The 12848-nt window shown below is 74.1% G+C and carries 8 protein-coding genes; 1 reads left to right on the forward strand and 7 read right to left on the reverse strand.

Features of this window, described 5'->3' with window-relative positions; genetic code table 11:
* Nucleotides 1-273: 273 nt before the first annotated feature.
* Complete coding sequence (locus AC0QU1_RS17865; RefSeq protein ID WP_483571180.1) at nucleotides 274-747, forward strand: SRPBCC family protein; 474 nt, start codon at nucleotides 274-276, stop codon at nucleotides 745-747.
* On the opposite strand, the gene AC0QU1_RS17870 is transcribed toward AC0QU1_RS17865, so the two are convergent.
* The 7 genes from AC0QU1_RS17870 to AC0QU1_RS17900 all read right to left on the reverse strand — a co-directional run bounded on the left by AC0QU1_RS17870 (nucleotide 698) and on the right by AC0QU1_RS17900 (nucleotide 12842).
* Complete coding sequence (locus AC0QU1_RS17870) at nucleotides 698-1714, reverse strand: serine hydrolase domain-containing protein (protein WP_483571182.1); 1017 nt, start codon at nucleotides 1712-1714, stop codon at nucleotides 698-700. The two genes, AC0QU1_RS17865 and AC0QU1_RS17870, sit on opposite strands and share 50 nt — an antisense overlap.
* A gap of 140 nt (nucleotides 1715-1854) precedes the next feature.
* Nucleotides 1855-2745: an anchored repeat-type ABC transporter permease subunit gene (locus tag AC0QU1_RS17875; protein ID WP_483571184.1), complete on the reverse strand. Its 891-nt coding sequence runs from the start codon at nucleotides 2743-2745 to the stop codon at nucleotides 1855-1857.
* Nucleotides 2742-3644 (reverse strand): anchored repeat-type ABC transporter ATP-binding subunit, encoded by a 903-nt coding sequence (locus AC0QU1_RS17880; RefSeq protein WP_483571186.1) that lies wholly within the window; start codon nucleotides 3642-3644, stop codon nucleotides 2742-2744. Before AC0QU1_RS17880 ends, AC0QU1_RS17875 begins: the two co-directional genes overlap by 4 nt.
* Nucleotides 3641-4717 carry a choice-of-anchor M domain-containing protein gene (locus AC0QU1_RS17885; RefSeq protein ID WP_483571188.1) on the reverse strand — a complete coding sequence of 359 codons (1077 nt, stop codon included), beginning with the start codon at nucleotides 4715-4717 and terminating at the stop codon, nucleotides 3641-3643. The genes AC0QU1_RS17880 and AC0QU1_RS17885 overlap by 4 nt, the downstream gene beginning before the upstream one ends.
* A gap of 68 nt (nucleotides 4718-4785) precedes the next feature.
* Complete coding sequence (locus AC0QU1_RS17890) at nucleotides 4786-6426, reverse strand: anchored repeat ABC transporter, substrate-binding protein (RefSeq protein WP_483571190.1); 1641 nt, start codon at nucleotides 6424-6426, stop codon at nucleotides 4786-4788.
* Nucleotides 6427-6473: 47 nt separating this feature from the next.
* A complete protein-coding gene (locus tag AC0QU1_RS17895) occupies nucleotides 6474-9239 on the reverse strand; it encodes a TIGR03773 family transporter-associated surface protein (RefSeq protein WP_483571192.1) in 2766 nt (921 codons plus the stop codon).
* 267 nt (nucleotides 9240-9506) lie between these two features.
* Complete coding sequence (locus AC0QU1_RS17900) at nucleotides 9507-12842, reverse strand: choice-of-anchor M domain-containing protein (protein ID WP_483571193.1); 3336 nt, start codon at nucleotides 12840-12842, stop codon at nucleotides 9507-9509.
* Nucleotides 12843-12848 lie beyond the last annotated feature (6 nt).

A 12848-nucleotide genomic window follows, 5' to 3' on the forward strand; every position in this document is an offset into this window, starting at 1 on the left:
CCGGCAGGCCGGCGGACCGGCAAGCCCGGCGGCTTCAGCGGCCCACCGACCCGACCAGAACAGATGCTCAACATCTAACTCCCATCCGCCGTCGAACCAGGGAGCGCGTCTCAGTGGTCGGCGCGACGCCGTCGACCGGGACTGGCTGCCGTGCCCCGGGAACTCTCTCGCAGGTCAGGGAGCCACGACTTCGTCGCCATGCCGAAAGGTGGCACGTCGGCTAGGCCGAGATTAGTCCCAGATCTGGGACTACCAAGCTCGGGACTACCAAGCTTGGGCACCGTCACCGGCGAACAGCTCACCGAGCTCGTGGAGAACCGGCGCCTGGCCTACCAGGGCACCTTCAACCCCGCCCTGCGGGACTACCGCGCCGTGATCGAGCTGGAGCCGACCGCCACGGGCGGGACCATCATCACCTGGCGGGGCACCTGGCGCGCACGACCCGGCGTCGGCTGGCTGATGCCCTTCGTCCTGCCGGGGGTCAAGCAGCGCATGGCCGACGATCTGGCCACCTATGCCGCGGACGCTGGGCAATGCCCGCACAGCCCGGTCGTGGCGCCGTCCTCGCCGTGGCGCCGTCCTCGCCGTGGCGCCGTCCTCGCCGTGGCGCCGTCCTCGCGGAGCGGCGCGACCTGCGGAACCCTGGTTCCGCGCCCCAACGGCCCCGGCCGGCGCTCGGCCAGGGCAGCCGGGACGGTCAGGCCGCCTTCAGCAGATCCGGCCAGGATGCCTGGAGCAGCTCGATGACGGCTCCCGACCCGAAGGTGCAGTTGCTCAGCACGGTCGCCGTCGTACCGGTCGCGGGATCGTGCGTCGAGCGGAAGGCGACGCCCGCGTCGAAGCCGCCCATCACGACCGCGGGGTCGGCCGGGTGCAGCCAGAATCCGAGGCCGTACCGCAGCTCCTCCTCCGGCACGTCCGAACGCGGGCGGGTCATCTCGGTGACCACGTCCAGCGGCACGATGGCGCCGTCGTACAGCGCCCGCCAGAATCGGTGCAGGTCAGCGGCACTCGTGTAGGCGCCGCCGTCGCCGTTGCCACGCACCGGCAGGTGCAGCACGTTGTTGCGATCGCCCTCAGAGGCTAGGTAGCCCAGAGCCGCGTCGCCGGGTAGCTCGTCCGAGCGGAGGTACGCCGTGCCGGTCAGTCCGGCGGGCCGGATCACGTCCGTCTCCACGACGTCCTGGAACTGTCGCCCGGTGACCCGCTCCAGCACGATCGCCAGCACGATGTAGCCGCCGTTGCAGTAGGCGAACCGGACACCGGGCGCATGCTTGTGGGGAAAACCGTCCAGGATCCGAAGGAACGACTCCGCCGTCTCGAGCGTGTGCACCGGGACGGGCAGGACGTAGTCGGCGGGGTCCCAGTCGTCGTCCTCGTCGAGGTAGTCGCCGATCCCCGAGGTGTGCGTGAGCAGCTGCTCGATCGTGACGTCGTCGTCGATCAGCGGGAGGTCGTCGCCGAGGAACCGGCGCACCGGGTCCTGCAGGCGCAGCGTCCCCGACACGACCTGCTGCATGATCGCCAGCGCGGTGAAGCTCTTGCTGCCGCTCGCGATCCCGAACCGCGTGGCCGCGGTGTTCGGCACCCGCAGCGCGCGATGGGCCAGCCCGTAGCAGCGCTCCAGCACCCTGCGGTCACCGACGTCGACCGTCACGACGCCGGAGAACGACCGCTGCGACGCCGCGGCGTCCAGCTTGTCCAGATCGATCACGACAAAACCCTCCCGTTGCGGTAGCCGGAGCATAACGACGACGGGCTTCGGCGCCATCCGGTTTCCTGAGCCGGGTGCTCGACACGCTGGCGCGCGACGCGGAACCGCGCGACGCGGAACCGCGCGACGTCCTGGGGCCGCTACCGGGTCCGGGCCGCGGGCTCCGGCCGCTCCCGACGTCGCGCCCCGGCACGGCTCAGCACGCCGTGCCGGGGCGCGAACAGCCAGGCCAGCAGGAACACGCCGGTGGCGACGAGCACGATCGTGCCGCCGACGGGCAGGTCCAGGCTCCAGGACAGGTACAGGCCCACCACCGCCGACCCACCCCCGATGACCGGGCCGAGCAGCATCATCGGGCCGAGCCGGTCGGTCAGGAGCCGTGCGGCGGCCGCCGGCGTGACCAGCAGGGCCAGGACGAGCACGTTGCCGATGGTCTGCACCGAGATCACGATCGCGGCCGCCACCACGACGTAGAGCAGCAGGTCGAGCCGCAGGACCGGCAGCCCCAGCGCCCGCGCCGTCTCCCGGTCCAGGCTCACGGCGACGAGCTCCTTGTGGACGGCGAACAGCACGGCCATCAGCACCAGCCCGACCACGACGGCGATCGTCACGTTCTGGTCCGGGATGCCCACGATGGAGCCGAACAGGAAGTCCTGCAGCGAGCCCGCATAACCAGGCGCGGCCGAGATGATCACGATCCCGAGCGCGAACGCGGCGACGAAGAAGACGCCGATCACCGAGTCCTCCCGCAGCCGCCGGTGCTGCGCGAACACCGCGACCAGCAGTGCCGTGGCCACTCCCGCGACCGCCCCGCCGAGCACCAGCGAGCCCTGCAGCACGAACGCGACCGCGAGCCCGGGAAAGACGGCGTGCGCCACGGCGTCGCCGATGAACGCCATGCCGCGCAGCACCACGTGCGTGCCGACCACGCCGCACACCACGCTGGAGAGCACGGCCATGAGCACCGCCTTGGGCAGGAACGCGAGGTCGGGGTTGAGCAGGTCCTGGACGAAGTCGACGGGCGAGATCATGCGTCGCCCCCGTCTCTCGGCTCCGTGGCCCGACCTGCGGCCCGGCCCTCCCCCGCGGCCCGACCTGCGGCCCGGCCCTCGGCCACCCGCTCGATCGCCGCGAGCAGCGGCGACCCGGCCGAGACGCCGAACGCCGTCATCCAGGGTTCGGGTCCGGCCAGCTCGGCCGGCGTGCCGGACGCGACGACGGTGCGGTTCAGCAGGCACAACCGGTCGCACGCGTGCACGGCGCCCACCAGATCGTGGTTGGTCATGAGCACGGCCCGCCCGTCGTCCGCGAGCTCGCGGAACAGCCCGGTGAGGTGCTCCTGGGTGGGCACGTCCAGGCCGGTGAACGGCTCGTCCAGCAGCAGGATCCGCGGGTCGAGCGCCAGCGCGCGGGCCACGAGCACCCGCTGCCGCTGACCGCCCGACAGCTCGCCGACGGGCCGCCGCCGCAGGTGCCTCAGCTCCACCCGGTCCAGGGCGCGCCGCACCGCCCGGTAGTCGTCGGCGCCGGCGGAGCGCAGCCAGCCGATCCGCGTGACCCGCCCGGTCAGCACCGCCTCCTCGACCGTGACGGGAAAGTCCCACGCGAACTCGTGGCGCTGGGGCACGTAGCCGACCGAGCCCGTCGCGCGCGCCGACCGGACGCGCGACCGGCCCGCGCGCACGTCCCGCCCCGCGACGGTGATCCGGCCCGACGACGGCACCAGCCCGAGCACGGCGCGCAGCAGCGTCGTCTTGCCGGCGCCGTTCGGGCCGACCAGCCCCAGCAGCTCGCCGTCGGACACGTCCAGCCGGACGCCGTCCAGCACGGGCCGCCCGCCGAGCACGACGGCGAGGTCGCGCACCCGCAGCGCAGCGGCCGCCTCGGGCCGCGCCGCCGCGCTGGTCGTGCCCGCCACGGTTGCCGTCATGAGCGGTCCTCCGCGTCCCGGTCCGCGGCCGCCCGCGCGCGGCGTGCCCGCACCACCCGAAGGAGCAGGACCAGGAGCAGCGCCAGGCCGGCAACAGCCGCCGCCCAGACCAGACCTCCCGGCGCGCCGCCGTCGGACGACGGCACGCTCGCCTCCGGCCCGGCGGGCGCCACGGTGTCCCCGCTCGCCGAGGGTGAGGCGGTCGGCGACTCCTCGCCGCCGACCGCCGGTTCACCCGAAGCGGTGGGCTCGGCGGCACCGGCCGCCGGTTCACCCGAAGCGGCAGGCCCGGCGTCACCGCTCGCCGCCGCGAGCGCGTCGGCAGGGTCGGCATCCTGCCCGACGGCGAACAGGAGCGCGCTGTCGTCCTCGACCGTGGTCCCGTCGGTCAGGTCGGCCAGCATCGTGACGTCGAGCCGGTAGACGCCCGGCTCCGTGAACACCCAGTTGGCGTGGACGTGCGTGTTCACCTCCATCCACAGCTCCTGCGGCAGCGGCTGCCCGGAGTCCCACAGCACGTTCGGCGGCCCGGTCACCCCTTCCTGCAGGAACACGAACACCTCGCCCGGCCCGTCCACCGCGTCGAGGCGCAGCGTCGCCCCCTGCTCGACGGCGTCCACGACCTGCGGGTCCTGCGTGTTCCAGCCCAGCCAGACCACGTCGGGCGCCTGCGTCTGCGGCACCACGTGCAGCGGGGTGCCGGGCGCGACGCCGAGGAACTCGAAGTCGGGGCTGTCCGGCGCGGGCAGCACCGCCGCGTCGCCCAGGTGCAGCACGGTCCGTTCGGGGTCGCGCCAGACGGACGGGACCTCGCGGTCGTCGCGCGCGAGCATGGTCCATCCGTCGTCGAGGAACCGCGGTCCGACGTCGACGTGGCCGTCGGTCACCACCGCGTCCCCGTCGACGACCGCCTCGTCCGGCTCCACGGTCTGCGCCAGCCCGGGATCGTCCGCGGCGGGCATGGCGGGCATGGCGGGCATGGCGGCCACGGCCACCGATGCGGTGCCCGCGACCAGGACGGCGACCAGCACAGCCGCACAGGCGACCGCCGCCCGCGTGGTTCGGGATGTCATGAAGTACTCCTTCTGCTGGCCGGTGCGCCCGCGCCTGCGGGTCCGGCGCGTCGGTGCCGGGTGGCCGGTCACGCCAGGCACCGGCGCAGGCTGTCGGCGTTGGCACGCATCAGGTCGACGTAGGTGGTGACGCGGTCGTCGAACGCGTCGGAGTAGATGTCGCAGACCCGCAGGCCGTTCTCGTGCGCCACCTCGGTGAGCACGGTGGACCGCGCCGCGAGATTGGGTTCCAGGAAGACGGCGGGCACGTCAAGGGCCTGCACCGTCCGCGTGAGCTTGATCCGGTCGGCGACGCTGGGTTCGGAGGCAGGGTCGGGCGTCACGAAGCCGGCGATGTCGACGTCGTACGCCCGGCCGAGGTAGGCAAATGCGTCGTGCGTGGTCACCAGGTGTCTGCGGGGGCGCGGGATCTGCGCGATGGTGCGCTCGACGTACGCGTCGGTGGCGCGCAGCTCGGCCAGGTACGCCCGGGCGTTCGCCCGGAACCGCGCGGCCTGCCCGGGGTCGGCGGCGACCAGCGTGTCGCGGATGACCTCCACGTAGGCCTGCGCGTTGCGCACGTCCTGCCACAGGTGCGGGTCGATCTCGCCGTGCACGTGCTTGCCCAGCACCGCCTGGGGCAGCAGGTAGACCTGGTCGCCGGGGCGGCCGAGGAACCCGAACCCCGGCTGAGCGGGCACGGAGGCGAGCGCCTTGTTCGGCACGGAGACCACGGTCCGCGCCGGGTCCAACACCCGGGTGTGGGTGTGCCCGGCGCCGCCCCGTCCGGCGGGTCCGGCGGGTCCGGCGGGTGCGGCGCCCGAGGCAGGAGCGTGGTCACTCCCGTCCGCCTCCGCCCCTTCGCCCTCCCCTGTCGGCGGGTCGGCCCGCAGCACGATCGCACCCTCGTCGAGGTCGACGGTGACGTCCGCGTGCCCGCCGTCGAGCACCTCGGCGTCGGCCAGGCCGGGCACGGAGTACGGGTCGACGCCGACGGCGAAGGTCACCGTCGTGCCGCCCAGCGCCAGCGGCTCCCCACCGGGCTCGACCACCAGGTCGGACTCCAGCGCCACCCTGTACACACCGGGCTCGGTGAACGCCCAGCTCATGTGCGTGTGCGCGTCCGTGGGCAGGGTCGCGGTGTCCCGGGCGTACCCGTCGGCGGCATCGAACCCGTCGCCCGAGTCGAAGTACACGCGCGGCTGGCCGAACGTCTCGGTCAGGTAGCCCGCCAGCCGACCCGGCCCGTCCACACCGGTCACCCGCAGCCGCACCTCGGACGCCCGGGTCGCTCCGAGGTCCTCGCCCGTCCCGTGGACGCGGAGCCCGAGCCAGATGGTGTCCAGGTTGACGTTCTCGACCAGCGGGATCACCTCCGCCGCGTACTTGGTGGCCGACTCCGCCAGCGAGATGTTGGGGGCGTCCTGCGGCAGGTTGGCGTCCAGGGTGGTGACCACCGCGTGGTCCTCCAGCAGCAGGTAGTTGCTGAAGGCCACGTCCGCGTAGACCACGTCCCGCACGTCACGCAGGGTGGGGTCGTAGGAGTGCGGGTCGCCGGTGGGCGGCACGATCGAGGTGACCTGCGCGCCGTCACCGGCCACGTTGCGCACCAGGTCGGCCAGGATCCCGGTGGTGGTCACCACGCGGAGCTCGCCGTCCTGCTCGCCGTCCTGCTCGGCGGTGACGCTCCAGCCCCCGCACCCGGCCAGCAGCAGGGAACCCGCCACCATCCCGCTGACGGCGGCGCCGTGTCGTCGGGATCGACGTCGGCCCTGCGTCATGCCGAGGCCCGGCGGCGGCGTGCGACGACGACGAGCGTGGCGCCGGCCAGCACGAGCAGGCCGGCCGCGATGAGCGGCTGGAACACGTTCGCGCCGGTGCTCGCCAGCGCGGCGCGCTGCTCGGCGGTCAGGTCGCACTCCTGGCCCGAGGCGGTCCGGCCCACGTAGGTGGTCCGCGTCGTGGTGCCGGAGGTGTCGCCGACGGAGAACCGCAGCGTGGCCGAGTCCGATGCGGTGCCGCCGCCCTTCAGCCGGACCGACTGCGTCATCGTCACCGCGTAGACGCCCGGTTCGGTAAAGGCCCAGTTGGCGTGCACGTGCTGGTTCAGCGGCACGGTCATGGACCGCGGGAACCCGGGCAGGGTGCCGAAGTTCTTGGTGCCAACTCCCCCGAACGTGCCGGTGGCGTACACGCCGAGCTCACCGGGGCCGTCGACCTCGTCGAGCGCGAACGTGACCGGACCGTCCGCCGCCTCGACCAGGCTGGGGTGCTGGGTGTTCCAGCCGATCCACGGGACGCCCGCCTCCTGGACCTGGCCGACCGACCAGACCGTCGAGCCGGCCGCGCCGAGAAAGGCGAACTCGCTGCCCGACGGCACCTCGTCCGCGGCCGCCTCGCCCAGCCGGAAGGTCAGCGACGCCGGATCGACCCAGGACGACGGCTGCTCGCGGTCGTCCTTCACCCGCGCGACGAGCTCGCCGTCGCGCACCATGGACCCGAAGTCGAAGTGACCGGAGGTGATACCGCCGACGGCGGGGGTGGTCACCTCCTCGGTGACCGGCTGCGGCAGGCACTGCTCGGGCTGGTCGCCCGGGGCGCCTGTGCCGTCGCCCGGGTCGTTGCTCGGATCATCATTCGGGTCCTTGCCGAGGTCGTCATCCGGATCCCCGCTCGGGTCGTCGCCGCGGTCGCCGCCCGGACCGTCGCCCGGGCCGCTCCCGCCAGGCCCGTCCCCCGGCTGCGCGCCCGCACGGAAGTGGTAGTCGACGGCGGGACCGGTGATGGTGCGCCCGTCGGTGGTCCGCAGGCGCGGAGTCACCGTGAGGTGGTAGTCGCCCGCGGCGGTGAAGACCCAGTTGGTGTGCACGTGCGCGTTCGCGGCGACGGGGATGGTGCCGCCGTCGGACGTCGTGGTGTCGAGGTACCGGTTGACCGGCTGCCCGAACGAGTCGTTCTGGAACGTGAACACGTCACCCGGACCGTCCACCCGCACCACGAGCGACACCGGTGTACCGGACGCGGGCGTGATCCCCGTCCCGGCCAGCGACGGCAGCAGGCGCTCGGTGCTCCAGCCGGCCCACGGCAGGTAGTCCTGGTCACCGCCGGTCTGCGAGCCGAGCCAGGCGGTCCGCCCGCCGTGCTCGCCGAGGAACGCCCAGGCACCGGTCGCCTCGGGCAGCTCGACCCGACCGCGGGGGTCCGCATAGGCGAACGTCACGTCCCGCGGCGAGCGGTAGACCGTGCGGTCCGCGTGGATACGGGTGTCGTCCTTGACCGACAGCACCAGGCGGCCGGAATCGTCGTCGTACGTGGTCTCGAAGGCATCGGCGTGCCCGTGGTCGAGCACGTACGCGCGGTCCTGGCCGGGGTCCGGGTCCGCCCCGGGGTCGGGCGGGGTCGGCGTGGGCCTGGGGTCCGGCGTCGGCGTGGGGGTGGGGGTGGGGGTGGGTGTCGGCGTGGGGGTCGGGGTCGGCGTCGGATCCGGCGCTTCCGCGACCGACAGGGTCACGGGCTCGGAGGTTCCGGCGACGCGGTCGCCGTCGAGCAGGACGGCGCGCACGCGGGCACCGTCGTCCGCCCGCACCAGCTCGCGCCGGTAGACCGCGGACGTCTGACCCTCGACCGTGGCGAACTGGTCGGAGCCCGCCGGCGCGACCTCCCAGCGGTAGACCGCCAGGTCGGTCGCCGGGTCCTGCGCCGCCGTCAGCACCGCCGTGTCGCCCTCGGTGTACCCGGCCCGGTCGGCCGAGATGGTGACCGACGTGGTGACCGGCCGCTCGCCCACCCGGACGTGGTAGGTCGCCGCGTCGCCCGTCACCGTGCCGCCGTCGGACGTGGCCAGGGAAGGCGTCACGCTCAGGGTGTAGTCGCCCTCGGCGGTGAAGATCCAGTTGGTGTGCACGTGGGCGTTGGCCGCCACGGGGATGGTGCCGCCGTCGGACGTCGTGGTGTCGAGGTACCGGTTGACCGGCTGCCCGAAGGCGTCGTTCTGGAACGTGAACACGTCACCCGGACCGTCGACCACGACCTCGAGCGACACCGGCCGGCCCGCCGCCGGCGTGATGCCGGTCCCGGCCAGCGAGTCCAGGAGCCGCTCGGTGCTCCAGCCGACCCAGGGCGCGTACTGCTGGTCGGTGCCCGACTGGGAGCCGAGCCAGACCGTGGCCTCGCCGTACTCGCCGAGGAACGCCCAAGCACCGGTCGCCGGAGGCAGCGTGACCTGGCTCTGCGGGTCCTCGTAGGCGAACGTGGTCGACCCGGGTGTCCGGAACACCGGCTCGTCGTCGTAGATCCGGGTGTCGTCCCGGACCGACAGGACCAGCTCGCCGGCCTCGGCGTCGTAGGTGGTCTCGAAGCCGTCGACGTGCCCATGCGTGAGCACGTACTCGCGGTCCGGCACCGCGGCGGACATCGGCTCGGCGACGGCGCCCGCCGGGCTCGCGGCGAGCGCCGTCGAGCCCAGGGCCGGGACGACGAACGCGCTGAGCAGCGCGGCGACCGCCGTCAGCGCGAGGGTTTGGTGAGAACGATTCTCAGTCACGCGTGGAAGTGAACCAGGATTGAGAATCGTTATCAAGAACGAGGGCGGCATTTCACCCGCTGCTACGGCGTGCACACAGGTCGGTTGCGGCGCTCAGCGCCGAGATCGGTCGGTTGCCCAGTTCCAGCGCGCGAGACCGGTCCATTGCCCCCGCCGAGCGCCTGAGATCGGTCGGTTGCTTTGAGATCGGTCAATCGAGTGACCGATCTCAAAGCAACCGACCGAATCCGGCTCAGCCCGACGAGCAAGGGACCGAACTCGACGCTGTCACGCCGAGGCCGACCGACCTCGCGCCCAGCGTCGGAGCTCCATCAGCACGATGCCCGCCCCGACGAGCACGACGGCGAGCAGTGTCACCGCGCCGGCCTCGAACCCGGTGGACGCGAGCTGCCCGTGGTCCGTCGCGCCCCCCGCCGACGGCGGTCCGTCGCCCACGGGCGAGGTTCCTGGGGTGGTCGGTGCGGGGTGCGGGTCGTCGTCGTCCGCACCCGAGTCGCCGCCGGGCGCGCCAGGACGAGGATCCTGGTCTTCGTCCGGGTCCTGATCGTTTCCCGGATCGTCGGGGTCAGCACCCGGGTCGTCCGGATCGGGATCCGGGTCGCTGGGCCCCGGCCCCTGCGGCCCCGCGGCGAACTCCGCGGCCGTGAGCCCGCAGTGCTCCTCGGTCACGCGGCGCGCGTCCACGCCCACGCCGAAGAGCAGGGTCGCGCGGTCCGTCGCGGCGGTAGGGGCGCCGTCGTCGAGAGCTGTCTGCGAGACGTCCAGGCAGTACACCCCGGCTGCGGTGAACGCCCAGGATCCGTGCGCGTGCTGCGCGTAGTCGAGCTCGTCCGCGCCGGCGCCGAGCAGAAGGCGCGGAGCGCCCCAGTCGCCGCCGCCGGAGTCGAAGAGCATGAACTCACCCGGGCCTTCCACACCGAGCAGCGCCCAGCGGACGGCGTCCGCGGCAGCGCCGTCCGCCACCTCCAGGTTCCAGCCCGGCCAGACCAGGTCCGGGGTCGGGCTCTCGGGCAGGATCCACACGGGGTCGCCGGTCTCGCCCAGGAAGGCGTACCGGTCGTCGTCGGGGACCGCCGCCCGGGCGGCGTCGGGCACGGCGAACGCGACGTCGGCGGGGTCGTGCTCCTGCGCGGGGACCGCTGCGTCGTCGCGCACCACCGTCGTCAGGCTGCCGGGCTCGATACGGGCCAGGACATCGACGTGGCCGCTGCGCAGCACCGTGCGGTCGGTGACGGGCCACTCCGGCGCGCCGCCGGGATCGCCCGGCTGCCCCGGACCGGGGTCGCCGGGGCCCGGGTCGCCCGGGTCCCCCGGGTCTCCGCCGGGCGGGCAGGGCTCCACCCGGGCCGGGTCGACGCCGGCCGCGACGGTCAGGGTGGTCGCGGCCGACGTCGCCGTCCCGTCGGCGCGCGTGCCCGCGAGGGTGGTGGTCACGCAGTACCGGCCGGCCGCCGTGAACACCCAGCGCAGCAGGTTCGCCCCGCCCGGCCGGACCTGCGCCGCGGACGCCGGGTACCCCGGGACGGTGGAGAGCAGCGCGCCCTTGTGCCCGGGCACCAGGGCCTGCTGGTCGTCGACCACGAGGAACCCGCCGGGCCCCGTCGCGCCGTCGAGCGTCCAGGTCAGGTCACCGCGCCAGCCGGCCCGGTCCAGGTGGGCCAGGTCCAGGTCGACCGCGTTGAGCAGGCCCGACCCCGGCCCGAGCTGGTACCCCTCGACGTACTCCTGCTCGGCGTCGCGCCAGTCCTCGCGCAGCCGCTCGACGTGCAGGCCGTGCGAGGTCGTGCCCGTCGCGAGCACCACGTCCGCCGGGTCGTGGCGCACGCCGTGCCCGCGCAGGTCCCCGGTCACCAGGCCGGCCCGCAGCTCGCCGTCGACCAGGCGCGGGGTCAGTGCCGCGAAGGCCGCCCTGCCCCGCTCCTCCGGCGCGGGCACCCGCCCGACCTCGCCCGGCGCCGCCTCCCGCGGCGCATCCTCGTGGCTGCGCGCCCGGTCGGCCTCCCGCTGCATGCAGGTGCGCGCCGACGTCGGGTCATAGCCGGTGCCGCCGACGACGAAGGTGAGCACCACGTCGTCGTCCCGCGCGGCGCCGTCGACCGTGGTTGCCGTGGAGGTGAGCCGCACGCAGTACGTGCCAGGCGCGGTGAAGTCCCAGCTCAGGTGCTGGTGCGCCAGCGCGGGCGCGAGCGCGGGGTGCGCCTGGGGCAGGCCCTGACGGGTGGAGAACCACGGGGCCGCACCCGACCGGACGTGGTCCTCGTCGGCGCCGAGGAAGAACTCGCCCGGCGGCGGGCCGCCGGCCGCGCCGGTCACGCTCTCCAGGCGCAGCGTCGGCAGCCGGTCGTAGTCCTGCGCGTCGAACGTCTCCGAGGAGACGCCGAGCCAGGGCAGGCCGTCCTTCGGCACCTTGGGCAGCCGGTGGATCACCGCGCCCGCCGGGGCGAGGAACGTCGAGTCGGCCGACGCCGTCGGCTCGGGCACGGTGACCCGTGCGGCGTCGGGCACATGGATCACGAGCGTGGCCGGGTCGTACCAGGTGAGCGCGCTGCCGTGGGACTCGCGCACCATGAGGCGCAGCTCGTCGTCGCCGGGCCGCAGGGACAGGTCGGAGTGCGCGGCGGGCAGCAGCACGTTGTTCCGCGGGTCGGTCGGGTCGGTCGGGTCCGGTGAGCCGGGGTCGGGGTCGCCGGGGCCACCCGGGTCGTCGGGCGGGAGTACCGGGAGATCCGGGTCGACCGGAGCGCCGCACTCCGCGGTCGCCACGTCCGGCACGTTCCCGACGGCGATACGCACGGTGACCACCGGCGACGTCCGGACCTGCCCGTCGGTCCCGGTGACCGAGACGCGCAGGTCAAGGCAGTGCAGACCGAGGTCTGAGAAGAGCCAGCCCTGGCTCGCCGGCGGCGAGATGCTCGTCGTGCTCGGCGTCCAGGTGACCTCCGAGCGCAGCCCGTACCCGGCGTACCAGACCCGGTTCATCGGCTGGTCGGGCATCGGGACCGGGCCGCCGACCGCGACCAGCCCGCCCCCGCGCACCCCCGTGATCTCCCAGGACACGCCGTTGCGCGCGACCTGGTCGCGCGGCAGACCATAGTTGTTCAGGCGCGGCACGACGTCGGTGCCCGTGAAGCCGAGCGTCGGGAAGTCCTGGCTCGTGGCCCACAGCGCGGTGCCGGGCGGGCCGAGCGGCGCCAGCGCGGCGTCGTCCGGCGTCGTCAGAGCGAGGGGCCGCGGCACGGAGATGACGACGTCGTCCGGGGCGTACCGGTCCGTGATCGTGGCGGGACCGGCCTGCGCGGACCAGCCGACGTCGATCGCCGGCTCACCGTCCACGAGCAGCGCATCGACGAACGCGTTGCCGTCGTCGAGCACCGTGCGGGCGGGCGGTTCGGCCCCGGTGACGGCCGCGTCGGACGCCGGCGCCATGTCGGACGGCGACGCCGGCGCCATGTCGGACGGCGACGCCGGCGCCGTCGAAGCGGACGTGACCGCGGGCGCGGTACGGCCGGTCGCCGATGCCGCGGCGGGGACGCCGACCGCGACGAGCCCGACGGTGAGGGCGATGGCCGCCGCACGGCGGCGCGGTACGGACGTTCTGAGCACGAGGCT

The sequence above is a fragment of the Promicromonospora noduliphila genome (genome assembly GCF_056951025.1).